This is a genomic window from Neobacillus sp. BF23-41, assembly GCF_041106275.1.
Map to the genome: position 1 here is coordinate 258,686 of NZ_JBGBPR010000004.1, position 25,482 is coordinate 284,167.

21 protein-coding genes and 1 pseudogene are annotated in these 25,482 nt (G+C 41.4%); 2 read left to right on the forward strand and 20 right to left on the reverse strand.

Features of this window, described 5'->3' with window-relative positions; genetic code table 11:
- The 20 genes and pseudogenes from hisG to AB7942_RS09480 form a co-directional block, all read right to left on the reverse strand.
- The gene (gene hisG / locus AB7942_RS09385; RefSeq protein ID WP_369446618.1) at positions 1-639 is read right to left on the reverse strand and encodes an ATP phosphoribosyltransferase; all 639 of its coding nucleotides are present in this window, start codon (positions 637-639) and stop codon (positions 1-3) included.
- A complete protein-coding gene (locus tag AB7942_RS09390; protein ID WP_335437541.1) occupies positions 632-1,804 on the reverse strand; it encodes an ATP phosphoribosyltransferase regulatory subunit in 1,173 nt (390 codons plus the stop codon). The genes hisG and AB7942_RS09390 overlap by 8 nt, the downstream gene beginning before the upstream one ends.
- Before the next feature lie 482 nt (positions 1,805-2,286).
- Positions 2,287-6,003, reverse strand: a complete 3,717-nt coding sequence (locus AB7942_RS09395) for a bifunctional 2',3'-cyclic-nucleotide 2'-phosphodiesterase/3'-nucleotidase (protein ID WP_369446619.1) — start codon at positions 6,001-6,003, stop codon at positions 2,287-2,289.
- Positions 6,004-6,304: 301 nt separating this feature from the next.
- Entirely contained in the window at positions 6,305-6,832 is a 528-nt protein-coding gene (locus AB7942_RS09400) for an acyltransferase (RefSeq protein ID WP_369446620.1), read from the reverse strand.
- Between the two features lie 5 nt (positions 6,833-6,837).
- Complete coding sequence (gene ppaX, locus AB7942_RS09405) at positions 6,838-7,482, reverse strand: pyrophosphatase PpaX (RefSeq protein WP_369446621.1); 645 nt, start codon at positions 7,480-7,482, stop codon at positions 6,838-6,840.
- Entirely contained in the window at positions 7,475-8,419 is a 945-nt protein-coding gene (locus AB7942_RS09410) for a nucleoside recognition domain-containing protein (protein WP_369446622.1), read from the reverse strand. The genes ppaX and AB7942_RS09410 overlap by 8 nt, the downstream gene beginning before the upstream one ends.
- A gap of 30 nt (positions 8,420-8,449) precedes the next feature.
- A complete protein-coding gene (gene lgt, locus AB7942_RS09415; RefSeq protein ID WP_369446623.1) occupies positions 8,450-9,268 on the reverse strand; it encodes a prolipoprotein diacylglyceryl transferase in 819 nt (272 codons plus the stop codon).
- A gap of 21 nt (positions 9,269-9,289) precedes the next feature.
- Positions 9,290-10,225, reverse strand: coding sequence for an HPr(Ser) kinase/phosphatase (gene hprK, locus AB7942_RS09420; RefSeq protein ID WP_369446624.1), 936 nt, complete (start codon positions 10,223-10,225; stop codon positions 9,290-9,292).
- Positions 10,226-10,459: 234 nt separating this feature from the next.
- Complete coding sequence (locus AB7942_RS09425; RefSeq protein WP_369446625.1) at positions 10,460-10,825, reverse strand: phage holin family protein; 366 nt, start codon at positions 10,823-10,825, stop codon at positions 10,460-10,462.
- A gap of 15 nt (positions 10,826-10,840) precedes the next feature.
- Positions 10,841-11,950, reverse strand: a complete 1,110-nt coding sequence (locus AB7942_RS09430) for a DUF4097 family beta strand repeat-containing protein (protein WP_369446626.1) — start codon at positions 11,948-11,950, stop codon at positions 10,841-10,843.
- Between the two features lie 40 nt (positions 11,951-11,990).
- Positions 11,991-12,305: a magnetosome magnetite crystal formation protein family gene (locus AB7942_RS09435; protein ID WP_088089577.1), complete on the reverse strand. Its 315-nt coding sequence runs from the start codon at positions 12,303-12,305 to the stop codon at positions 11,991-11,993.
- Positions 12,306-12,634: 329 nt separating this feature from the next.
- Positions 12,635-15,508 (reverse strand): excinuclease ABC subunit UvrA, encoded by a 2,874-nt coding sequence (gene uvrA, locus AB7942_RS09440; protein WP_369446627.1) that lies wholly within the window; start codon positions 15,506-15,508, stop codon positions 12,635-12,637.
- 7 nt (positions 15,509-15,515) lie between these two features.
- On the reverse strand, positions 15,516-17,495 hold the full coding sequence (gene uvrB, locus AB7942_RS09445) for an excinuclease ABC subunit UvrB (RefSeq protein WP_369446628.1): 1,980 nt from the start codon (positions 17,493-17,495) through the stop codon (positions 15,516-15,518).
- 221 nt (positions 17,496-17,716) lie between these two features.
- Entirely contained in the window at positions 17,717-17,974 is a 258-nt protein-coding gene (locus AB7942_RS09450; protein WP_088089580.1) for a CsbA family protein, read from the reverse strand.
- 88 nt (positions 17,975-18,062) lie between these two features.
- Complete coding sequence (gene panF, locus AB7942_RS09455; protein WP_369446629.1) at positions 18,063-19,514, reverse strand: sodium/pantothenate symporter; 1,452 nt, start codon at positions 19,512-19,514, stop codon at positions 18,063-18,065.
- A complete protein-coding gene (locus AB7942_RS09460) occupies positions 19,511-19,795 on the reverse strand; it encodes a YhdT family protein (protein ID WP_335402021.1) in 285 nt (94 codons plus the stop codon). The genes panF and AB7942_RS09460 overlap by 4 nt, the downstream gene beginning before the upstream one ends.
- A gap of 288 nt (positions 19,796-20,083) precedes the next feature.
- A pseudogene (locus AB7942_RS09465) lies at positions 20,084-20,170 on the reverse strand (sulfite exporter TauE/SafE family protein); the annotation flags it as partial.
- A gap of 21 nt (positions 20,171-20,191) precedes the next feature.
- Positions 20,192-21,136 (reverse strand): cation diffusion facilitator family transporter, encoded by a 945-nt coding sequence (locus AB7942_RS09470; RefSeq protein WP_088089583.1) that lies wholly within the window; start codon positions 21,134-21,136, stop codon positions 20,192-20,194.
- 96 nt (positions 21,137-21,232) lie between these two features.
- Positions 21,233-23,368, reverse strand: coding sequence for a heavy metal translocating P-type ATPase (locus tag AB7942_RS09475; RefSeq protein ID WP_369446630.1), 2,136 nt, complete (start codon positions 23,366-23,368; stop codon positions 21,233-21,235).
- Entirely contained in the window at positions 23,361-23,729 is a 369-nt protein-coding gene (locus AB7942_RS09480; RefSeq protein WP_369446631.1) for an ArsR/SmtB family transcription factor, read from the reverse strand. The genes AB7942_RS09475 and AB7942_RS09480 overlap by 8 nt, the downstream gene beginning before the upstream one ends.
- A gap of 251 nt (positions 23,730-23,980) precedes the next feature.
- Between AB7942_RS09480 and AB7942_RS09485 the strand changes: the two genes are divergently transcribed.
- Entirely contained in the window at positions 23,981-24,757 is a 777-nt protein-coding gene (locus tag AB7942_RS09485; protein WP_369446632.1) for an amino acid ABC transporter substrate-binding protein, read from the forward strand.
- 63 nt (positions 24,758-24,820) lie between these two features.
- Positions 24,821-25,480: an amino acid ABC transporter permease gene (locus AB7942_RS09490; protein WP_168245686.1), complete on the forward strand. Its 660-nt coding sequence runs from the start codon at positions 24,821-24,823 to the stop codon at positions 25,478-25,480.
- The last annotated feature ends 2 nt before the right edge of the window (positions 25,481-25,482 follow it).

A 25,482-nucleotide genomic window follows, 5' to 3' on the forward strand; every position in this document is an offset into this window, starting at 1 on the left:
TTAATAATCCCCCACTGAAACTACTTCACTAAGTCGTGTCACTAAATCGTCGATCTGATTGTCTTTGATCCGATAGCTGACAGGATTGACGATCAGCCGCGATGTTACATCGACAATTCTCTCGTACTCGACAAGACCGTTTTCCCTCATCGTCCGTCCAGTCGACACAATATCGACGATTCGATCTGATAAACCAATGATTGGGGCCAGTTCGATCGAACCATTTAATTTAATAATCTCGACCTGCTCCCCCTGCTCACGAAAATAAGCCTCGGCCACATTCGGATATTTAGTGGCCACTCTCGGTGCTACATCATTCATTTTCGTATCGGGAAGACCCGCTACTGCCAAATAGCAGGCGCTGATACGTAAATCGAGGAGTTCGTAAACATCGCGCTCTTCCTCAAGCAATACATCCTTGCCAGCAATACCAATATCAGCAACGCCATGCTCGACATAGGTAGGAACGTCTGTCGGTTTCGCTAGGATAAACCTTAGTCCCTCATTTTCAACCTCAATAATTAATTTTCGTGAATCATCGAATTCCGGCGGGAGCTGATAACCAGCTTTCCTAAGCAGATCGGCCGCTTCTTCAAAAATCCGCCCCTTCGGCATCGCAATCGTTAGTATATTATTCATCGGCACGCCCTCCTAATAAGTAGGTAGTATCCGCAAATTTCTTTGTATAGGCATCCAGATTTTTGACACCATTGATATCCTGAAGCACTGTCTTCTTACCTTGTTGATGCATTTTTTCGGCTAATTGAAAGGCTTCTCTTCGTCGCTCCTGGCTGAAAAAGATGCAGGTCACTGTGTTTTCGATATCATAGCTTCCGAGTGCCTCTAAAAGCCGATCAAGGTGAACCCCAAACCCGGTCGCACTTGCTTTTTTTCCAAATTTCTCTATTAAGCTATATCGACCGCCATTCCCAATTGGAAAGCCAACATTCCCTGCGTAAACTTCAAATAAAATACCAGAATAGTAGCTCATATGGCTGACGATGGTTAAATCAAATTTGACTTGATCCTGTACACCGTAATCATTTATACAATCCCATAATTCCTTTAGTTGTAAAATAGCTTGCTTGCCTTTTTCATTTTCTATTAGGTCTAGTGCTGTTCCAATTATTTCCACCCCGCCTCTAAGGTCAAGGAACTGCAGAAGTCTTTGCTTATCAATAGATGATAGCGATAGGGAGTTCACATGCTCGCGGTAGCCGACATAATTTTTTTCATAGAGAAATCTTCTTAACGAATCGGCCCGCTCATCTGTGCCGAGGATTTGTAAAAATAATTCCTGGGCAAAGCCAATATGGCCGATAGATACTTGGAACTCCGATAATCCTGCTTTTTTCAATGAAGAAATAAGTAATGATATGACCTCTCCATCACAAGAAACCGTTTCGTCATTCAAGCATTCGACACCGATTTGCTCAAACTCAGCAGGCCGGCCGCCCTCACGTTGCTGCGCCCGGAAAACGTTCGCAGAGTATGCTAACCGAAGCGGCATGTCATCCTGCAATAGTTTCGATGCTGCTACTCTGGCAATAGGTGCTGTCATGTCAGGCCTCAAAACGAGCGTATGACCCTCTTTGTCAAGCAATCTAAAAAGCTGGGCATCCTGAATGGCTGATGCGGTTCCAACGGTTTCATAGTATTCCAGTGTAGGTGTTTCAATAAATTGGCAGCCCCAAAGTTTGATCGTATCCTCCATTAAGGTCCGAACACGATGTTTCTTTTCATATAACTCCGGCAGCGTGTCTCTCATGCCTAAAGGCTTTTCAAACATAAACAAGCGACTCATCCTGCTCATCCTTTATCGTTAGATTACTTTGTTTTTATATTGCATATTTTCTAAATGCTTTAGTCTGCTAATGTGATAATGAATTAAAGTATTTTTAGTTTACCCTTAGTGAAACTATTCGTCAATGAAATTTTGAAGGAATGGACCAAATCTAGATAGTTTTCCGCCAAACTCTGATTGAATTCCGCCAAAACTCAGAAAATTTTTGCTATAGCTTTGGAATTTGATTTGACTCGGAGGAGATTCCCGCCAAAGTTTGAGGGATTTCCGCCAAACTTTAGTGGATTTCCGCCAACAAGACCATGAATTCCGCAAATTTCCTGATTTATTCCGCGAAAGAGTAAGTTAAAAGTAAGTTTACTACAAAAAAAGCCTGGTTGCGAAAACCAGACTTCAATATTTCATCCTATTTATTTTTTGACCATAATAAAGAAGCGCCTCTGAAAAGTTTCAGAGGGACTTCAGATACTACGCTATTTTTTTTACCAAAACTTTGAATTGCTTTTAACAAGAGTAACGGAAGTAGCGTCTTTTGTATTCCTAGCTGCATCCGTTGCTGTGAAGGTTAGGATTTTCCCATGTGTTTGTGCTGATTTAAATGAAATAGTGAATACTCCGTTTTTATCAGCTACCGCACTGCCTAGCATTGTTTCACCTTCAAAAACTTTAACCGTTGAACCAGCCTCTGCTTTTCCTGTAACGTTCTTAGCAGGGGCAATGATTTGTCCAACCTGCGGCGCGTTAGGTGCCACATTATCAATCAAAATTCTACCTTCAATTTTTGCTGAAATTGATCCGGTAAAGGATTTTACGTAATCAATAAACGCGTCTATATCAGTCATCCTAGTAACGCGCTCTGTTCCTTGTTTCAGAACAACAAAGCCATCGCCGCCGTCAGCCATGAAGTTATTAACCGTAACAGAATAAACTTTATTTGGATCAATTTTCGAACCATTTGGAAGGAAAATATCGAGTACCTTTTGTCCAAGCGGTAAATTATTGGTCCAAGTATACTTTAAGCCTGAAATTTGCATGATACGGTTTCTGTCTGCTGCAAACTGTTGATTTAATAATGTTCTTACTTGCTCACCACTAAGGTTCATTGTCACGATATCATTTCCGAATGGCTGGATGGCGAATAGATCTCCCCAAGTGATTGGACCCGCCTTTTTAATTTCATCACGGATACCGCCAACGTTTATAAAGGCAAAATCGGTGTTTGTAGCTGCTTTCATTCCATCAGCAATCAGGTTACCAAGTGCCGTTTCTCCGTCTGCATTTGCAGTCCGAGAAATCGGAGCAGCTGCTTCCCCAACTACTTGGCCTGTGATTGGGGCAATATCTGCTTGGTATTCTTCAAGCTCTGCTTTGATTTGTGCATCTGGAGTAATGGCATCTCTGAAGGTGGATGCAACCTCAGCTTGTTTCTCGACAATGTCTTGTGTGACTGGGTCAATGGTCAAATCAACATCAGAAAAAGCAGTTCCGTAAGAATAGGATTGAACTAGCAATTTACCATCAACTGTTGAATTCAAATACTTATGGTCGTGGGCACCATAGATAACGTCAACTTCATCATCAATTGCTTTGGCCATATCGACAACTTTACCTGTCGGATTGTCCCCATTTGTTGCTGAAGTTCCAGGATCATGGGCAAGAACCACGATAGATTCTACACCTTTGCCTTTTAACTCAGCCGCATATTTATTGACTGCTTCAACTTCATCTGTGAATTTAACGCCTGCGACACCGCTTGCCGTAACGATACTTGGTGTTTCTGTTGTAACGACACCGATGAAGCCAATCTTTACGCCATCCACTTCTTTGATTGCATATGGAGGTAAAATTAATTCGCCTGTTTTTTCATCCTCCACGTTGGCAACAACATATTGGAAGTCGGCTCCTTCAAATTCACCATACTTTTCAACCGTTTTTGGATGGGCACCACCATTGATTAAACGCTTCATTTCTGTTACGCCTTCATCAAATTCATGGTTACCGATGGTACCAATGTCCATCCCGATTTCGTTCATAAAACGGATGGTTGGCTCATCTTGTAATAGCGCAGAAACTGGACGGCTTGCCCCTACTAAGTCTCCAGCTTGTACCATTAAGGTATTAGCGGGGTTAGTTGCTTCTCTTTGTTTTAGGTAAGCAGCTAAGTATTCAATTCCGCCGACATCACGGCCAGAAACCTTAGTGGAATAGTCCAATTGACCGTGGAAGTCATTGATTCCTAATAATTGAACATGAACGTTTTGGTCTAATTCAAATAACTCGTATCCTGCTTTAGTTGTTGATGCTCCGAGGTCTTTTACCTCCGGTTGTTGCCCAAGGTATGCCGCAGCATCCGGAGCAGAGTGGAATACTACTTTGGCAATACCGCCAACCGGTGCGATCTTCCAGTTGTTGTCTGCAACAGGGTTAATTCTACCTTTAGTCGAAATATAGTCCATTAAAATTTGACGGTTTTCGAATGGAGAATCAACTACCACTTTAGCATTCTTCAATTCAGCTAGACCGCCGCTTCCGCCTGCACGGTAGTTATTCGTCGCAACGATGAATTTTTGGTCCATCTGAACAGGTGTCCCATCCATCATTGTTAAATTAACAACGCGCTCTCCTTTTGGCTTGGTTACATCAATTTGATACTTAACACCGTCAATGACATCATAATTGTATGGACGGAAATCGTAATCAAGTAAATCTTGATTTCCTGCTTTATTAGGATCAATTGTATTGAATTGTTTAGCTGATTCTTCAATCCATCTTTTTACTTGATCTCCTGTTACTTCAACCGCTTTTAAGGTGTTATCGAATAAGTACAAATCAGCTGCACTTTTGATAGTTACATCGCCTTTTGCAATGTTTGTGTAGTCAGCTACACCGCCGCGTCCGCCCTTAAACGGTGCTGCCGCAGATAAGACTGGATAATCCTTATATTCTGTATTCGCAATCGCTTTTTTCACGTAATCCATTTGCGCATTGTTAACAATTTGTGTGGAAGCATCATCCATTACACGTGTGAAAAAACTGTGCATTGGAATCTCCGTCGTACCGATTTTTCCACGTACATACGCAAGTGTTTGGTTATGAATAGCTTGTGTATCCCTAACAATTGTCGCGTCTGAAGCAGTATCAGCCGTTACGGCACGGTTAACCGATTTAGAATTAGCCTTATCAACAGTCCACTTGCCATTTGGATCCTGAACAAGCGCTAAGTCAAGCACACCAAGGTTATTGCCCCAGAAGCCTGCTTCAACAGCTTGAACACCATTAATTGTTCCATTTGTGTTATCGATTCCAGTCTTGCCGTTAAATGATGCATCGCCAGGGAAGTTTACGTGAGCGTGTCCGAACAGCATGGCATCAATGCCAGGTACTTTTGTTAAATCGTACACGGCATTCTCTGCTGCTTCTTGGCCTTCCGCAGCGATATCACAGCCAGAGTGTGCTATGGCAACAATTACATCTGCTCCATCCGCCTTCATTTGCGGGATAAATTTATTAGCTTGGGCAACAATATCTTTTGTAATGACATGACCTGTTAGGTTATCTTTATCCCACTGCATGATTTGCGGTGGAGCGAAGCCGATGACCCCAACCTTAATGGTTGATACATTACCAGCGCTATCCTTAATCGTTTTATCAATAATTTGGTATGGAGTAAAATAGTTTACATCATTATCATGGTTGGAATCATGATCATCTTCATAGATATTGGCGTTTACAATCGGAAATTGTACTTCTTCCTGAACATCTTTTAAGTAATCTAAACCATAATTAAATTCATGGTTACCCACAATACCCGCATCATATTTTAAATAGTTCATTGCCTTGTAAATAGGATGGGTATCATTTGGGCCAAGTTTATTTACTTTTGCTACATAACTTGCTAGTGGATTTCCTTGAATCGTATCACCCGCATCGAATAGCATGGAGTTGTCAACTTCAGTTCTAGCTTGTTGGATTAATGTCGCTGTTTTAGCTAATCCATAATTCGTAACTGGTGCATCTTTGAAATAATCATATGGTAAAACATTAGAATGTAGGTCAGTAGTTTCTAAGATTCGTAGAGTAGCTGTGTTTCCGGAAGCAGCCTTTACATTATAAGGCAATGCGGGTGAGACAATAGTACTAAGTATCAAAGCTGTGGCAGCCAATTTGCTTAATCTACTAATATCTTTCTTTTTCTTCATACGCTTTATCACCTATCCCTTTGGATTATTCTTTCTACTAAGAACACAGACCACGAGATTATGTAAAGGTAATCCTCCCCTTTTCAAAAGATCCCGACAAAAAACGGCAAATTTTTAATAGAAATGTAAACTATTAAAAAATTGCCGATACCTATTCTATTAACAGGGACTGAATCTTTTCGTATAGATGCACTACTATTATAAGGTTCTGCATCAAGAACAAAAATGTGCCTTAAATACTGTTTTTTTGAAGTATTTTAAAAATATCAAAAAAAACCTAGTCAAAATTGACCAGGTTCATTTACTTTCTATAAATCGGGTCTTCTGCCCAACGCTTTTCTAGTTCTTCTTTCGTGTAAATAAATCGCATCGGATTTCCGCCAACAAAACATCCAGGAGGAACATCCTTATGAACTAAAGTTCCCGCCGAGACAATCGCCCCATCACCAATCGTCACGCCTGGAAGTATTGTCGAATTTGCACCGATCATCACTTCACTGCCAATAACAACCGGACCCAGCCGGTATTCTTTAATTAAATACTCATGCGCAAGAATGGTCGTGTTATAGCCGATGACGGTATTGCGGCCGACGCTGATTTTTTCTGGGAACATGACATCCAGCATAACCATTAAGGCAAAGGAGGTCTGCTCACCCACTTTAAGGCCCAGAAAAACACGATAGAGCCAATTCTTCATCCCCAAGAATGGCGTATAGCGTGCCAGTTGGATCACAATAAAATTTCTGACAACCTTCCAAAAAGGCACAGTCTTGTAGACGTGCCATAAGGAATTTGCCCCTTCAACGGGATAGCGGGTCGTATTTCTCACTCATTTCACTCCCCGAGAATGGTTAATAAGTCGGCCATGTTCTCTAGAATATAATCTGGTTCGTACTTTGCAATATACTCTCTACCTTTAATCGACCACGCACAGCCAGCCGTTACAGTCCCAGCATTTTTGCCTGCTAAAATATCGTGGTAATTATCGCCGACCATCATCGTCTCCTCAGGCGAGGAATCGAGCTGTTCTAATGCTTTAAAAATTGGTTCTGGATCCGGCTTGGTCTTGCTGACATGTTCGTAAGCAACAATTACCTCAAAAAATGATTCAAGGTTCATCAGACGCAGACCCTTCAATGTCACATCATGACGTTTCGTCGTTACAACTCCGAGCTTATATCCTTTTTCTTTTAAGGATCGAACCGTTTCCGAGACACCGATAAATTCCTTCACTAGCCTATCATGATTAGCAATGTTAAAGGTGCGGTATTCTAAAATCATTTCCTCGACCTGATCAGGGTCGATACTGCCAAACGCCTCGTGCAGCGTAGGTCCGAGAAATGGCAGCACATCCTCACGCTGGTACTTGCTTGGGTAGTATTTTTCCAGTGTGTGCAGGTAGGTCGTAATAATTAATTCATTCGTGTCAATTAATGTTCCGTCTAAATCAAATAGAATCGTGGAAATTTTGTTAGTCATAGGTTGCTTCCTTTCTTTTCACAAGCCCCGAGCGTTTCCAAATCGTACCGACAATTAAGGTTAACACAATTGCAACCCCGATCCGGATGAGAAACAACGGCAATACAGGAATACCAAGCGGAATAAAGATTAACGTATCCTCGACAACCGCATGGCAGGCCATTAGAAAAATAAACGCCAAGGTAATATCCTTTTTGCTGACTCCATCTTCTTTAACTGCCTGAATCATCACACCCGCACCATAGGCTAAGCCGAACAACAGGCCGGCTGCCATCGTGGTTGAAGTGTTCTCCTGCATGCCCAAGGTTTTGGTAACCGGAGCCATCGTTTTTGAAAACTTATTTAACCATTGTAAGTCTTTTAAGATTTGAATCACGATCATAAGCGGAATGACGATCATGGCCAACTGCAATATACCCAGCCCTGCTTTTTGAATGGCTTCAAGGAGAATTCCGCCGACTCCCACTGCAGGTTCAGCACTCTGCTCAATAAATCCATATTTAGCAGTCTCTCCGCCTCCATGCCAGACAAGATTAATAACGGCTCCAGAAAGCAGGGCAAGTCCTGGTCTTGTGACGAGAACAATCCACAGCTTTACACCGGCTTTCATGGCAACGCTTGATTCAATAAATAAATTATGTGAAAACGAAAGCATTACTGCTAAAATAAACACTTCTTTTACCGAAAAATCAAGCGTTAAAATCGCTCCAATCGCTGCATAAAGGTTGAGAAAATTTCCGAGTACAAGCGGAATGGCCGCATCCCCTGACAAGCCGATCAGCTTCATAAGCGGGGAAATCACTTTAATGATCCATGGCAGTACGGGTGTATACTGCAGTACTGCCACAATCAGGGTTACAGGAAAGATAATTTTTCCCAACGCCCATGTTGTTTTAAAGCCAACCAGCAATCCCTTTTTCAATGAATTAAATAGCATTTCCCACTACTCTCCTTTAAAAGATTCCTGTTAGAGATTCTCTTGATCTAAATAACGTCTCTCCGAAATCTGCTTTGTTCGACGGTAAATGAGAATGGCTAGTGCACCAATCACCAATGCAATCGATATCGTTTGTGCCATCCGAAGACTTCCAAGCATTAAGCTATCGGTCCGTAAGCCTTCGATGAAAAAGCGGCCGATCGAATACCAAATCACATAGGTTAGGAACAGTTCCCCGCGCCGGAAATTGACTCGACGTAAGAAAATTAATAGGAAAAAGCCAGCAAAGTCCCAGAGAGATTCATAAAGGAACGTTGGATGATAGTAGGTTCCGTTAATATACATTTGATCAATAATAAATGTAGGCAAGTGTAAGTTTTCTAGGAAGGTTCTTGTTACTTCTCCGCCATGGGCTTCCTGGTTCATAAAATTTCCCCACCGGCCAATCGCCTGTCCGAGAATAATACTTGGTGCGGCAATGTCAGCAATCTTCCAGAAAGATAGGCCGCGTTTTTTGGAAAACACATAGGCTGTCAGGACGGAGCCAATTAATGCACCGTGAATGGCGATGCCTCCATTCCAAATTTGCGGGATATCCGCCGGATGTTTGACATAATAATCCCATTCAAAAATCACATAATAAATTCGGGCCGAAATAATCGCAATCGGAATGGCCCATAGCATTAAATCTGCAAACGTGTCTTTATCAAGTCCCCTTCGATTACCTTCCCTTATGGCAAGGTACAAGGCAAGTGCCAGACCTGATCCAATAATAACCCCATACCAATGCACCGAAATAGGTCCAAGTGTAAAGGCAATCGGATTTAGCGGTTGAATTGTTTCGTTCATCTGTCTATCTCCTCTTCCCCTTTAAATCTCTTCATGGTCACCGTCTTCAATGACATCAGACAAGCGCTCGGTAAATTGTTGCGCAGCATTCACGCCCATTCGTTTCAGACGGAAATTCATGGCCGCTACTTCAATAATAACCGCGAGATTTCGTCCCGGACGAACGGGGATGGTTAACTTAGGTACATCCGTGTCGATAATTTTCATTGTCTCTTCATCCAAACCAAGACGGTCATACTGTTTTTTGGAGTCCCAAATTTCTAAATTCATAACGAGCGTGATGCGTTTATTACTGCGGACCGCACCTGCACCGAACAGTGTCATCACATTGATAATCCCTAAACCGCGGATTTCTAGTAAATGCTCGATTAAATCCGGAGACGTCCCAACTAAGGTATCCTGGTCTTCCTGACGAATTTCCACGCAATCGTCCGCGATGAGACGATGACCGCGCTTGACTAATTCTAATGCGGTTTCACTTTTACCAACACCGCTTTTTCCGGTAATTAACACACCAATCCCATAAACATCCACTAAGACACCATGGACAGCCGTCGTTGGCTCCAGCTTGCTCTCTAAGTAATTGGTTAGGCGGCTGGAGAAACGGGTCGTTTTCATGCCCACACGTAGAACAGGAACTGATTCACGCTCTGATGCTTCAATCAGCTCTTTGGGTACCTCAATATCTCGGGTGACAATAATCGCCGGAGTAATATCGGTACATAAACGTTCCATTCTTGAAATCCGTTCGTTTTCGGAAAGCATTTCAAAAAATGATAGTTCTGTTTTTCCTAAGAGTTGAATACGTTCCGCGGGATAAAATTCAAAATATCCAGCAATTTCAATTCCTGGACGGGAGATGTCACTCATAGTAATCGGGCGGTTAATTCCTTCTTCACCACTGACCAATTCAAGATTAAATTTCTCTACTATATCTTTGGTACGAACTTTCGGCATGGAAACATCCTCCTTAACTAGAAAAGCGTAAGGCGCCTAGCTATCGGCATATGACCTCGAGCCGATGGCGCCTGGAGCTAGACAGCAATAAATTTTGAAAACATAAAAATTCCATTTCCATTCATTTTAGCATTTTTTAATGAATAACCATACTTTCCTGTCTAAAAAATTGATTTGGATATTTTTTTCAAAAAAAAGAGTGCACACCTATTAATTAGGTGAACACCCTTCCCATTAATCCTTCGATTTCCTTGATGGTTGCAGAATCGTTTTTTGAATAATCAAGTTAACAAGTGACATAAGTACAGCGAAAAAGAATGCCATGCCAAAACTAGAAATCTCAAAGGCGTCACCCATCAAATAATCCGTCAGTTCAAGCGTAATGGCATTGATGACAAATAGAAACAACCCTAAGGTTAAAACTGTTACTGGCAAAGTAAATAAAACCAGGAGCGGGCGCACTAAAACATTTAATATAGACAATAAAATGCTTGCCTGAAGTGCGGCGCTAAATCCAGTTAATTGAAAGCTTTCGTGAAAATAACCCGCAAGTGCCATAAATAAAACCGCATTAATTAAACATCCAATCAGCCATCTCATTTTCGGCTCTCCTAGTTATACATCTTGTGATTTATGAATCGCGATGGAACCAGTTTTTGTGTCAGCATAGATTTTCACCATTTTATCAGGATGATTAATAGATTGGAAGCGGAGCAATTTCTGAATCATCTCGCTTTTCTCCTCCAGTACCTGCACACCGACTAGGTGCAAATTAAAACCGCCAAGATTGGTCTTTAGCTCTCCACTTACTGGCAACCCTTCAGGAACGAATAGGTCGATCCCGCCAGTGGTCGCTTTTACTTGTATTACTTCTGCACGATTTCCGTTTACATTATAGCTGATGTTTCCATTAAAGGATTGCGTTTCTACTTTTTTGAAATCACCATCAAGTTTGATTCCCCCGTGAATGGTCTCTGCCTCAAGATCATCAATTTGACTGTTGATAATCTTGATTTTTCCGTTCGCTGTTTCAACCTCTGCTTTTTTTCCTTTTATCCGTTCAAGGTTTATTTTCCCATTTGCGGTTTTCACCCTTAGGTCAGCTACATTCATTTCTTCCCCTAATATTGTGCCATTAAACATCCTAATGCGCACGCGCTCATACTCAGATTTTGGCACATAAATAACGGATTCAACTTTCATCCACTTTTGCTGTGTCATAAAACGTAATCTCTGATTCTCAACAGAAAAAACGACATCTCTTAAAAAGTTCTGCCTCGCTTGGTCTGAGTTTTCAACCCTAAATACTTTCGCCTGGCACTCAATTCGTACATCCGGCTGGTCCCATGCAGCAATCTTGATAGACCCGTTAGCTACATCAATGTCCATATTTGTCAGGTCGGCATCACCTTGGTGGAAAATATGAGAGATTTCAATGGATTGGCCAAAGTTCAAATCAAAATCAAAATCTTTGATTTTTTTTAATGCTGAATCGACAAAATCAAAAATCTTCTCCTTTGTCGATTGGTATTTCGCCTGTAAGGGGTCTTCCTTTTTCGTTTCTTCAAAATTCACAGCTGTCGAGAGTTCATTCACTATTTGCTCTTGCTTCTGCTCCATCGTCTGCTGGGCCTGTTCGAGTTCATCAAGCAATGTTACTGCTTCATCAACGGTCAACTTGCCTTCTTCAACCATTTTTAAGATCCGCTTTTTTTCTTCTTTCATCTTTTCCACCCCAGAATCATAAATTTGTCTCACTTTATGCTTATTCAGAAACTAAGACCTTTACGCCTTTGATAATGTTCCATATGACGACAACAAGCCAGATAATCAAAAGGACAACCATACTTATAATGGTAAAAGCAGGCACTCTGTCTTGAATAGTGGCGAAATCATAGTAGATACCGAAAACAATAAATGGTGTTGGAATAAGTGGAATTAAATGCGATAGTAGTGACTTTTTGGCATGTCTTTTTGTGACTTCATCTCCCGTCGCGATAAACACGATCAGCGGAAAAATAAACCCAGCGAAAAAAATACTAAAATAGCACAAGCTTGAAAGAACCTTTCTCGTTTCCATTTTTGCGCCCCACTCCTTTATCGTATATTTACGAAATGGGAGAGGAGAAAGTTTCGTATATTTTCAGAAAAAGTGGGTGCCTTCTTGGTTGGCGCTTGAATATAGGAAGCTTATTGGTTTGGATTCCGCCAACTTGATCCGGATTTCTGCCAAACTTTGAATTTATTCCGCCCACCTCACTATTTATTCCGCGAACTCTCAAACTTATTCCGCCGATTCCAGCGATGATTCCGCCAAACCCACATTTACGGCTCCAGCTTCTAAATAAGTTTAAAAAAAGAACCGAATTAAGAAGGCATCCCCTCCGAATTTCGGCTCTTCTATACTACCTATGCTTTTATGGTACTCTTATCTTCAATTTCCTGTTTCATTCGTAACCGGTCACGTTCTAGAATTGGTTTTAAGTACTTGCCCGTATATGATTCAGGAACTTCGGCTATCTTTTCAGGTGTTCCGGTTGCCACAATCGTTCCGCCCTTGTCGCCGCCCTCAGGTCCAAGATCGACAAGGTAATCGGCTGCCTTAATGACATCGAGATTATGCTCGATCACCAACACAGTATCGCCATTATCAACCAAGCGCTGCAGCACAACGAGCAAACGTGAAATGTCATCGACATGAAGACCTGTTGTCGGCTCATCTAAAATGTAAAAGGATTTCCCTTGCGAGCGACGGTGCAGTTCAGAAGCGAGCTTGACGCGCTGCGCTTCTCCTCCAGATAAAGTTGTCGCCGGCTGCCCTAATTTAATGTATCCGAGGCCAACATCATAAATGGTTTGCAGCTTGCGGCTGATTTTTGGAATGTTTTCAAAAAATTCAACTCCAGCTTCCACGGTCATATCGAGGATATCTGAAATGTTTTTTCCTTTGTACTTTACTTCTAAGGTTTCACGATTATATCGCTTGCCGTGGCAGACTTCGCAAGGTACATACACATCGGGTAAAAAGTGCATTTCAATTTTGATAATCCCATCACCGCGGCACGCTTCGCAGCGTCCGCCCTTCACATTAAAGCTGAAGCGGCCCTTTTTATAACCACGGACTTTCGCTTCATTTGTGTTCGAAAACACATCACGGACGTCATCGAAAACCCCGGTATAGGTGGCAGGATTCGAACGGGGTGTTCGGCCGATTGGCGACTGATCGATATCGATGACTTTTTCTAAATACTCAATTCCTTTAATGCTTTTATGTTCACCAGGTTTTGTTTTTGCACGGTGCAGCTTTTGTGAAAGTGATTTATGGAGAATCTCGTTGATAAGGGTACTTTTCCCCGACCCCGATACACCTGTTACTGCAATAAACATACCAAGCGGAAGCTTGACATTGACATTTTTTAAGTTATTTTCTGAAGCACCCTTGATTTCAATAAAACGTCCATCCGGTTTGCGGCGCTCAAGTGGCAGTGGAATAAACTTCTTCCCTGATAGATATTGACCTGTCAGTGAATTCGGGTCAGCCATCACCTCAGCAGGTGTACCAGCCGAGACGATTTCACCGCCATGCACCCCGGCACCTGGGCCGATATCAATCAAATAATCGGCAGCAAGCATGGTGTCCTCATCATGCTCGACGACAATCAAGGTGTTGCCGATATCGCGCATGTTTTGCAATGCCCCGATTAAGCGGTCATTATCCCGCTGATGCAGTCCGATTGACGGTTCATCCAAGATATATAGGACACCCGTTAAACGCGAACCGATTTGTGTGGCCAAGCGAATCCGCTGGGCTTCCCCGCCTGAAAGCGTACCAGCTGTCCGGCTCAGTGTTAAATAATCGAGACCTACATTAATTAAGAAACCTAGACGTTCACTAATTTCACGGAAAATCAATTTGGCAATTTGCATTTCTTTTTCTGATAGCTTCAATTCTGCAAAAAATTGATTCGCTTCTTCAATCGAAAGGTCGGTAACATGGGCAATATGACGTCCATTAATTAGGACAGCCAAGGTTTCCTTTTTTAAACGATATCCTTTACAAGTTGGACATGCCTGCTCGCCCATGTATTTTTCCATTTGCTCACGGATGTAATCTGAGCTTGTCTCTTTGTATCGGCGCTCAACATTTCGGATGACACCTTCAAATTCAATATTGCCCTCACGAATCTGGCCAAAATCATTTTCATAGCGGAAATAAATCTTTTCACGCCCACCCCCATAGAGGACTTTTTCCAACAAGTGTTCAGGGATTTCCTTAACAGGAGTATTCATATCCACACCGAAATGATTGCATACGGCCTCAAGCAACTGCGGATAATATTGAGAACTTGTTGGCTCCCACGGGGCAATCGCATGCTCTTTTAGTGTCAAATCACGATTAGGAATAACCAGATCGAGATCGACTTCAAGCTTAGAGCCAAGCCCATCACATTCTGAGCAGGCGCCAAACGGACTGTTGAAGGAAAACATCCGCGGTTCTAGTTCTCCAATTGAAAAACCACAGTGCGGACAGGCATGATTTTCACTAAATAACAGTTCTTCTTGTCCGATAACGTCAACAATAACCTTACCTTCGCCCAGTTTCAGCGCTGTCTCGAGTGAATCGGCAATCCTTGCCGATACCCCTTCCTTGACAACGATCCGGTCGATAATAACCTCAATCGAATGCTTTTTGTTTTTTTCAAGTTCGATATCATCACCAAGGTCAATCATTTCCCCATCCACACGGACACGGACAAATCCTTGTTTCTTGATATCCTCGAACACCTTCACATGTGATCCTTTACGGCCTGAAATAACAGGGGCAAGGATTTGCATTTTGGTCCGTTCCGGGTATTCTAAAATACGGTCGACCATTTGCTCAATCGTTTGCGAGGAAATTTCAATTCCATGAATCGGACAGGTTGGGTGTCCGACCCTCGCAAATAATAACCGTAAATAATCATAGATTTCTGTCACCGTACCGACCGTTGAACGAGGGTTCCGGCTTGTTGTTTTTTGATCGATGGAGATGGCCGGAGAGAGACCCTCAATCGCATCCACATCCGGTTTATCCAACTGTCCAAGGAATTGCCGCGCATAGGCAGACAGGGATTCGACATAGCGCCTTTGTCCTTCTGCATAAATCGTATCAAAGGCAAGCGAGGACTTTCCTGAGCCGGAAAGTCCCGTCAGTACAACAAGCTTATCTCTCGGAATGGTGACATCTATATTTTTCAAATTGTGGGCTCTGGCGCCTTTCACAATCAGTTTTTCCATTGCCATTGTAACGTCATCCTTCCGCCTTAAGTTCCAATATTAAATCACGAAGCTCAGCTGCGCGTTCAAAATTTAGCGCCTTGGCTTCGACCTTCATTTCTTTTTCCATCGTGGCAATTAGTTTTTCTTTTTCTTTCTTCGACATTTTACTAAATGATGCCGCTGGTTTGTAATCTTCCTGATCTTCTGCTGCATGGGTGGCACGGATGACATCGCGAATATCTTTCTGAATCGTCATTGGCGTGATTCCATGCTTGCGATTATATTCTTCCTGAATGGCACGACGGCGTTTCGTTTCACTTATTGCTAATTCCATCGAGTTTGTGATTTTGTCTGCATACATGATGACGTGTCCATGGGCATTCCGGGCGGCACGGCCAATCGTTTGGATTAACGACCGTTCGGAACGAAGGAATCCTTCCTTGTCGGCATCCAGAATTGCGATGAGCGAAACCTCTGGTATATCCAGTCCTTCTCGGAGCAGGTTAATTCCGATGAGAACGTCATATTTGCCGAGACGCAGTTCTCGGATAATTTCAATCCGTTCGAGTGTCTTAACCTCCGAATGTAAATATTGAACTTTGATACCGATTTCCTTTAGATAATCGGTTAGGTCCTCGGACATTTTTTTCGTTAAAGTGGTAACCAGGACACGTTCATTTTTCCTAACCCGTTCGTGAATTTCACCAATCAAGTCATCGATTTGCCCCTCAATTGGACGGACCTCAAGTGTTGGATCCAAAAGTCCTGTCGGGCGGATAATCTGCGAAACCATTTCCGGCGTATGCTCAAGCTCGTATGGTCCAGGTGTAGCCGAAACAAAAATGATATTCTGGATATGCTTTTCGAACTCATCAAACATTAACGGCCGGTTATCAAGCGCCGATGGCAGACGGAAGCCATGATCAACAAGCACTTGTTTCCGCGCTTTATCCCCATTAAACATCCCTCTCACTTGCGGTAAGGTAACATGCGACTCATCAATCACCATCAAAAAGTCCTTTGGAAAATAATCAAGCAGTGTATAAGGTGTCGAGCCCGCATCCCTTAAGGTTAAATGGCGCGAGTAATTTTCAATCCCTGAGCAAAAACCCATTTCACGCATCATTTCCAGGTCATAGCGGGTCCGCTGTTCAAGTCGCTGTGCTTCGAGCAATTTATTATCATCTCGCAGTTCTTCCAGACGACCTTCCAGTTCTTTTTCAATATTTTCAATCGCTATTTTCAGCTTTTCTTCCCTTGTAACGAAGTGGGATGCTGGAAAAATCGCTACATGTTCTCGTTCCCCAATGATTTCTCCGGTTAATGCATCGACCTCTCGAATCCGATCAATTTCATCACCAAAAAACTCGACACGCATGCAGTGCTCATCACGAGAAACAGGGAAAATCTCAACAACATCGCCACGGACACGGAAAGTTCCGCGCTTGAAATCGATATCGTTTCGATCGTATTGGATATCGACTAATCGGCGCAATAGTTGATTGCGTTCCACTTCCATTCCCGTTCTGAGCGATAACACCATTTCACTATATTCTTCAGGAGAACCTAATCCATAAATACAGGAAACAGACGCAATCACAATCACATCTTTCCGTTCGAATAGGGAAGATGTCGCTGAGTGCCGCAGTTTATCAATTTCATCGTTGATACTAGCATCTTTTTCAATGAAGGTATCGGTCTGTGGGACGTAAGCCTCTGGCTGAAAGTAATCATAATAACTGACAAAATACTCGACTGCGTTGTTTGGGAAAAATTCTTTAAACTCACTGTAGAGCTGTCCAGCTAGTGTTTTGTTGTGGGCGATGACAAGGGTAGGTTTATTTACTTCTTTAATCACGTTGGAAATCGTAAATGTTTTACCCGTACCTGTAGCGCCAAGCAGCGTCTGCTGGCGTTTATTGTTTCGAATACCCTCGACTAATTGTCTGATTGCCTCGGGCTGATCCCCTTGTGGCGAGTACTTTGAAACTAATTCAAATTGGTCTTTCACAAATATTCCCCCTCCCGAAATATCAATCACTTTTCAGCATATGTACCTTGTTGATGGACCGGGATGGTTGCTTTCAAGTGTATCCACTAAAATTCATATTAACATTTTACCACATTCCCCTAAAAACAAACCAATAATATGCGAACGAATATTCGTTTTTTAAAATTCCAACACAAAAAGCCTGCCATTTTCCTGACAGACTCACTAAAACTTCGAATGTATTAACTCTTATTAATGACCCTCTGCTTCATTTTTTCAGCCATCCAAAACCCTGCTGTTAACGAAAAGGCATCCACTACGATGAGCATAAATGTATTGGTATACCCTTTATATACAGAAGTAGCAATCAGGGCAACGGTTAAAATTAGCCCGATGACCCGGTTGTAAGTAACCCTTGTAAAAAGCAAAACCAGCAGCCCTGGAAGAATAAGTGCTGAAAAATATCGAATAACGGTTTCCAATGAGTACACCTCATTCATACATTAATCTCTGTTAATTCATTCTAGAAATTATTGCACATAATTGCAACAAAAATGATACATGAACTGCCTTTCGAAGCACCTTGGCTTATTTTTCCATTCTAACATTGATCATACCTTCGTTTTGCTGTGTAAATAAACTAGTTACCACGAATCCCAGGAGAGAAAGCAGAATAGGGAGGACCACCGTATGAAACCCAAATGCATTCGGATAAAATTGATCTAATAAAATATAAGAACCCATCCCTAAAACCATCGAAGTGATTGCTCCGTATTTATTGCCCTTACTCCAATATAATCCTAAAATAACCGGCCAAATAAAGACCGACTCGAGTCCCCCAAAAGAAAACAGATTCAACCAAACGATTAAATCAGGTGGACTTAACGAGAACATAATGACTACAATTCCAATAATCGCCGTCACGCTGAAACTAACCTTTTTCACAAGGTCGTTCCCTGCATCCGGCTTAATGTAATTTAAATAGACATCTTTTACAATAGCAGAGCTAACCAAAATTAATAAAGCGTCCACCGTCGACATGATGGCTGCCATCGGTGCAGCGAGAACGATGCCCGCAGCATAGGGCGGCAGTACTTTCATTGATAACAAAGGCATAACAGTATCGCCGATTTTCACACCTGGCAGAACCGGTCTTGCGAACACGCCAATGAGATGCATACCCAGCATGATAAAACCGACGACAATAGTTCCAATAATAATCGCACTATGCATGGCCTTTGAATTTTTATAAGACATCGCTCGGACAGCAATTTGCGGCAAGCCGACGACGCCAATTCCTACTAAAATCCAAAAGGAAGAGACAAAGGATGGCGTTAAACTACGTTCTGCACCATAGGGACTGATTAAATTAGGATTTTCCGCTGCTAAATCGGATATGATCTTCGGGATTCCACCGCCTGCTTTAATCGTTGCAATGAGAAGGATTAACGTTCCCCCGAACATGACTACACCTTGGATGGTGTCTGTGATCGCAACCGCACGAAAGCCTCCTACAATAACAAAGACGAGGACTGAAAAAGCAAAGATTAATAAAGCAGTCGTATATGGCAAACCTGTTAAACTTTCTACCAAACGTGCTCCGCCAATCCATTGGGCGGTCATCGATGAAAACAGAAAGATGATAATACTTGCGGCTGAGAATAACACAACCGCTTTACTTTTATAGCGCTCTTTTAGAAAGTCAATTAAGGTGATTGCCTTGTACTGACGGGATATAATCGCAAATTTCTTCCCCAATACCATTAATGTAAAATAACCGGTTGCTAACTGGGCCATGGCAAGCAGGACCCAGCCTAATCCTTGCGTATAAGCAACCCCGGGTCCTCCGATAAAGCTGCTGGCACTTCCATACGTCGCAACCATCGTCATTGCCAGGATGAATCCGCCCATTTGACGTTCCCCTAAAAAGTACTCCTCCAAGAAAGAATTGGATTTAATAACAAATTTGTTTGACCACATCCCAACAGCGAAGATAATCAATAAGAAAATAAGTAATGGTGTAATGACGGCCCAGTTCACTTGTTTTCCCCCTCTTCCACTTCAAAGGGAACATCCTTGAATAAAACTCTTACGGCAAAAATAACGAGTATAACCATAACAATAAAGCCAAGAATACAGCTGTAAAAAAACCATGCTGGCAAACCATATATGTACGAATATTGTTCTACTTTGGCCGAACCAAGCCCATAGGCAAAACCGTACCACCAGATAAAATTAATCAAAACAAGAATAATTCCAATTAGGGCTTCTCTGTGAGCGATCTTGAAACGCTTGTCCAGTGGATTGCTGCTTTTTTTCATTTGATTCCTCCAGGGTGAAAATTCTCTCTAACATCATCAAGTTATTTTAACCAATAATGAAAAAATATCCAATTGAAAACAATCAAAATATCATATAATAATCTATCCCCTTGCGTAAAGTTTCCGTCCTATTAGAAAATAAGGGATGCCATATGTAAATTTGGGAATGATGCAACAATCCTAAATAGTAATAAACTTCTTTATTTAAAAATACTTACAAAACAAAAAAACAACGATTCTCATTCGTTGTTTTTTTGTTTTGTATCAGGGTTATAAAGACCAATAAGTTAATGTAACAAAGAATAGTAGAAACATAGTCGGACAGAATGCTAGTGAAAAACTAAATCCTAACATAAAAGAACCGAATGGATTTTCACAGCTGTTTTGGCTTAGTCGTTATATTGTACCTTCAGGTTGCAAGGAACAACTATAAGTTCCTTTTTCAATTTGAATAGTGGCATGTTCAATGCCGAATTGGTCATGCAATTCCTTTGTTAATTTTTGAAGCAGCTCATCATTATCATCTATTTCAGATCGAATTATATGAACGGTTAGGGCAGCCTCTGTCGTACTCATTCCCCAAACATGCAGGTCATGAATTTCCAAAATCGTTGGTAAACCACTTAAGTAATCCTTAATTTTACTAATATCAATGCCTTCTGGTACGGCATCAAGTGATAAGTTAATGGATTCTTTTAATAATCCCCAAGTTCCAAATAGAATGACAATGGAAATTAAAAGACTTACTAGAGGGTCAAGCCATTGCCATCCTGACCAAAGAATTATAAACCCTGCGATCACTACACCAAGTGAAACTAATGCATCCGCAGCCATGTGCATGAAAGCCCCACGGATATTTAAATCGTTTTTTCTTCCTGACATAAAAAGTAAAGCTGTAATAGTGTTAATCACAATACCAATGATTGCTACGATGATAACTGTTTTTCCTGCAACTGGTTCTGGAGAAGAAAATCGTTGGATAGCCTCCCAGGCAATAGCACCAATTGCTACTAATAAAAAAACAGCATTAAATAGCGCAGCTAAGATGGAACTTCTTTTATATCCATAAGTCCGCTTTTTAGTAGGTGCTTTTTTTCCTAACCAAACGGCAATCCAAGCAATAATTAAACCTAGAACGTCACTTATGTTATGTCCTGCATCCGCAAGCAGTGCTAAAGAATCCCCTAGGATACCGTATATAATTTCAACAATAATAAAAATGGTATTTAAAATAATCCCAAATCCAAATGCAAAGCCATAGTTGGCTGGTGCATGACTATGGCTATGTCCATGACCGTGACTGTGACCATGGTTATGACCATGGCTATGATTATGTCCCATTCCGATCTCTCCTACTTAAATTTTATTATGACAAGCATGCTCAATTGCTTGTTGTACCCTTCCATTAAAAGGCTTCCCACTTTAGGAAGCCCATTTTTATTTGTCTTTTACTCGGAGAAGTCGTAAACCATTAAGAGTCACAATAAGAGTTGCTCCCATGTCTGCGAATATCGCAATCCACAGGGTTAACCAACCTGGAATCACTAATAATAATGCTAAAAGTTTAATTCCTAATGAGAAAGTGATATTTTGCTTGATGATAAATAATGCTTTCCTGCTTAGTTTTAACGTAAATGGTAGTTTCCCTAAATCATCTGCCATTAAAGCTATATCAGCTGTTTCTATAGCTGTATCCGTTCCAGCCCCACCCATCGCAATTCCGACTGTGGATGCAGCTAAAGCTGGTGCATCATTTACACCGTCTCCGACCATTGCCACACGGTCAAATTTGGTTCTGAGTTCTTTAATAAGTGTTAATTTATCTTGAGGTAAAAGATCCGCTTGTATATCAGAAACCCCTACCTGCTTTCCTATCGCATTGGCAGTCCCTTTGTTATCACCCGTTAACATGATGGTTTTTTGAATACCTAATGAGTGAAGTTTCTGTATCACTGATTTACTGTTCCCTCTCACTTCGTCCGCAACTGCGAGTAGTCCCAATATTTCAGTTGAAGTACCTGCAACCATCACTGTTTTACCTTTATTTTGCAAGTCAGAAATGGTTGCTTTTAGATTCGATGGAATTCTATTTGATAGGATTTCATCGAATAAATTAGGGCTTCCCACATAATACATTTTACCGCTGACCCTACCTTTGATGCCTTTACCTGTAATGGAAGTAAAGTCTTCAATCACTAAATCTTGATAAGGTAAGTTTTCCGACTCTGCTTTCTTCATGATTGCTGAAGCCAAAGGATGCTGAGAACCCTTTTCTAAAGCTGCGATAATGGAAAGAAGTTCATTTGAATTTGCATTTGGTTGAGGTAGATAATCCGTTACAACAGGTATTCCTTCTGTTAAGGTACCCGTTTTGTCAAAGGCAATGGCTTTAATGGCTCCCATTTCTTCTAAATGAATCCCACCTTTGATCAGAACACCGTTTCGTGCAGCATTACCGATCGCAGTAACTATGGACACTGGAGTGGAAATGACAAGAGCACAAGGACAACCAACCACTAATACAGCAAGACCCTGATAAACCCATTTGCTCCAGTCCCCATCAAATAAAAGTGGTGGAAGTACGGCCACTAACAGCGATATGAACATGATTACAGGTGTATAATACTTAGCAAAGCGATCGACGAATGCTTGAGATGGAGCCCTTTCTGCTTGAGCTTCCTCTACAAGGTGAATAATTTTTGCAATAGTCGTATCGTCCACATGTTTAGTAACTTTTACTTCAAGTAGTCCTTCTTCATTTAGTGTTCCTGCGAACACTTCATCATCTATGGTTTTCGAAACTGGAACAGATTCACCTGTAATCGCAGCTTGATTCACAGCGGATAATCCTTTAACTACTTTTCCATCCATGGCAATTTTCTGTCCTGGTTTTACAATTAAGATATCCCCAATCCGAATATCGTCCACTTCTACTGTAAATTCTTGATTACCTCTTCGTATTAAGGCCTCTTTTGGAGCAATATCCATTAAGGAACGTATCGATTGTCTTGCTTTATCCATTGAATAGGATTCTAGAACCTCACTAATGGCAAACAGGATGACAACCGTTGCTCCTTCTCCCCACTCACCGATAATTGCTGCTCCAATAACGGCGATCGTCATCAAGGTTCTCATATCAAACTCTAATTGGAATAAGTTCTTCAATCCTGTCGTAAACAGGCGATGACCGCCTACTAAAATAGAAGCCCCAAACGCTAAAATCGATGAGGTACTCTCTTCACCATAGATTTGTCCTGACATCCAGCCAATGATCAAGAAAACAAATGAAGCGATAACAGATGAATGTTTTTTCAAAAACGGCTCTTTTTTCTCTTCAAATTTTTGTTTTTCAGGTATGACTTTTATCTTTTCAAAGGCCCCTGCTTTCTCTATTTCCTCTATAGTTGTTTCACCATAAACTGTAAGTTTAGAAGCACCGAAATTTACACTTGCATTAGCAACACCATCCAGGTGTTGTACGTTCTTTTCGAACTTTGTCGCACAGCCCGCTCAGGTGAATCCCTGTACACGGTAAACGGTTTTTTCATTGGTTTGTTCTAAAGCGTTACTCATGAGATTTCACCTCCTGTTGATGTTCAAATGCAGTCTTAATCAATTGTTTTACATGATCATCATCCAATGAATAGAAAACTAATTTGCCCTCTTTTCGATATTTCGCTAATCCTAAATTTCGAAGAAGTCGTAAATGGTGGGAAGCAGTAGCCGTTGAACTTCCTACAATGTTTGCCACGTCACATACACATAATTCATCTTCTTCACTTAAGGCAAAGGCAATTTTAATTCTAGTATCATCAGATAAGGCTTTGAATATTTGTGCTACAGACAGAGTATCTTGCTGTGAAATAGAACCTTTTAAACGTTTTACTTTGTCTTCATCCACGCAGGTTACTTCACATACATCATCGTGCTTCATTTTTTCACCGCCCATTATTCAAATGTCTATTTGATTATTAGTATATGTTGGTTCAAAAAAATGGTCAAATGATTATTTGAATGTTTTTTAGTCTATTCAAGGTATTTCCTCAATTAAAAGGAATTTCAATTTTCATATTATTTATAATGCTATTGTATTAAATAATATTATAGCGTTATAATATGGTAGTGTGATAATTCGTTAACGTACTAAAGGAAATTAAAATAAATAGCTAAGGTGGTAGTTCTATTATGAAACGGTTAATACCTATGATTCTAGTAATAGCAGCACTATTCTCGATCCTTACAGGATGTTCGTCTAAATCATCAGGAGCAAAGGACAACACGCTCGTGATTGGAATTGATGATAAATTTGCCCCGATGGGTTTTCGCGATGAGAACAATAAAATTGTTGGTTTTGACATTGACTACGCGAACGCAGCTGCTAAAAAGATGGGGAAAAAGGTCAAGTTTCAACCAATTGATTGGAGCACAAAAGAAGCGGAACTTAGCAGTGGACGGATTGACCTTATTTGGAACGGATACACTATTACGGATGAACGTAAAAAGAAAGTTCTTTTCACGAAGCCATATTTAAAAAATGCACAAGTGGTTGTTACATTGGCTGATTCAAAGCTTACTAAATTAGATGATTTAAACGGGAAGGTTGTTGGAGTGCAAACACTATCTTCTGCAGCTGATGCTTTGGATGCCGCACCTATTAAAACTAAAATTAAGACGGTTACCGAATTTGCAGATAATGTCCAGGCCTTAACTGACTTAAAGAGCGGTCGTTTGGATGCAGTAGTAATTGATGAAGTTGTTATCGATTATTATATGAAAAAGGAAAAAGAGTCTTTTAAAGTACTTCAAGAATCACTTGCTCCCGAAGAATACGGAATTGGTGTTAAAAAAGGGAATGAAGCATTACTTGAAAAGCTGCAAAAAGCACTCGATGAGATGAATGAGGATGGCACAGCAGCAGGTATCTCTGAAAAGTGGTTTGGCGAAAATAAAGTATTAAACTAATACCGAATATAAGGCGAACAGGATTTCCATTGGGAACCCTGTTTTGCTTTTGGAGGAACTTATATGTCTTTTGATTATCTGATTTCCATACTTAAACCAATGCTCGAAGGCGCCCAGATGACAGTCCTCTTGTTTGTCATTGCGATTGTGGTTTCGATTCCACTTGGGTTTATATTAACGCTGGCTGTCGGCAGCCGTTTTAAGCCTGTGTCCCTGCTTGCACAAGGATATATTTACGTGATGCGCGGTACACCGCTCTTGCTTCAGCTGTTATTTATCTGTTTCGGGCTGCCGATGATACCAGTAGTTGGAGAATACTTAGTTTTGGACCGCTTTGTCGCTGCCTGTTTAGGTTTTATCTTGAACTATGCTGCCTATTTCGCCGAAATCTTTCGCGGCGGGCTTCTTGCGATTGATAAAGGTCAATATGAGGCATCACAAGTGCTCGGCCTGAATAAATGGCAGACGTTAACAAAGGTCATCCTTCCGCAGATGTTCCGGATCGCCCTTCCCGCTGTCGCGAACGAATCCGTGACATTGGTCAAAGATACCGCACTGCTCTATGCGGTTGCCGTACCGGAATTGTTACATTTTGCGCAGACAGCTGTAAATCGCGACTTTACCATCGTTCCTTTCTTCGTCGCCGGTATTATTTACTTGATCATGACGCTCCTCTTAACGATGGTGTTTAAATGGCTCGAAAAACGGTTCAAATTTGAATAAGA

Coding starts and splice junctions, on each gene's coding strand:
- hisG (WP_369446618.1), bottom strand. CDS start 639: ATGAATAATATACTAACGATTGCGATGCCGAAGGGGCGGATTTTTGAA.
- AB7942_RS09390 (WP_335437541.1), bottom strand. CDS start 1,804: ATGAGTCGCTTGTTTATGTTTGAAAAGCCTTTAGGCATGAGAGACACG.
- AB7942_RS09395 (WP_369446619.1), bottom strand. CDS start 6,003: ATGAAGAAAAAGAAAGATATTAGTAGATTAAGCAAATTGGCTGCCACA.
- ppaX (WP_369446621.1), bottom strand. CDS start 7,482: ATGACTAACAAAATTTCCACGATTCTATTTGATTTAGACGGAACATTA.
- AB7942_RS09410 (WP_369446622.1), bottom strand. CDS start 8,419: ATGCTATTTAATTCATTGAAAAAGGGATTGCTGGTTGGCTTTAAAACA.
- lgt (WP_369446623.1), bottom strand. CDS start 9,268: ATGAACGAAACAATTCAACCGCTAAATCCGATTGCCTTTACACTTGGA.
- hprK (WP_369446624.1), bottom strand. CDS start 10,225: ATGCCGAAAGTTCGTACCAAAGATATAGTAGAGAAATTTAATCTTGAA.
- AB7942_RS09425 (WP_369446625.1), bottom strand. CDS start 10,825: ATGAGATGGCTGATTGGATGTTTAATTAATGCGGTTTTATTTATGGCA.
- AB7942_RS09430 (WP_369446626.1), bottom strand. CDS start 11,950: ATGAAAGAAGAAAAAAAGCGGATCTTAAAAATGGTTGAAGAAGGCAAG.
- AB7942_RS09435 (WP_088089577.1), bottom strand. CDS start 12,305: ATGGAAACGAGAAAGGTTCTTTCAAGCTTGTGCTATTTTAGTATTTTT.
- uvrA (WP_369446627.1), bottom strand. CDS start 15,508: ATGGCAATGGAAAAACTGATTGTGAAAGGCGCCAGAGCCCACAATTTG.
- AB7942_RS09450 (WP_088089580.1), bottom strand. CDS start 17,974: ATGAATGAGGTGTACTCATTGGAAACCGTTATTCGATATTTTTCAGCA.
- AB7942_RS09460 (WP_335402021.1), bottom strand. CDS start 19,795: ATGAAAAAAAGCAGCAATCCACTGGACAAGCGTTTCAAGATCGCTCAC.
- AB7942_RS09470 (WP_088089583.1), bottom strand. CDS start 21,136: ATGGGACATAATCATAGCCATGGTCATAACCATGGTCACAGTCACGGT.
- AB7942_RS09480 (WP_369446631.1), bottom strand. CDS start 23,729: ATGAAGCACGATGATGTATGTGAAGTAACCTGCGTGGATGAAGACAAA.
- AB7942_RS09485 (WP_369446632.1), top strand. CDS start 23,981: ATGAAACGGTTAATACCTATGATTCTAGTAATAGCAGCACTATTCTCG.
- AB7942_RS09490 (WP_168245686.1), top strand. CDS start 24,821: ATGTCTTTTGATTATCTGATTTCCATACTTAAACCAATGCTCGAAGGC.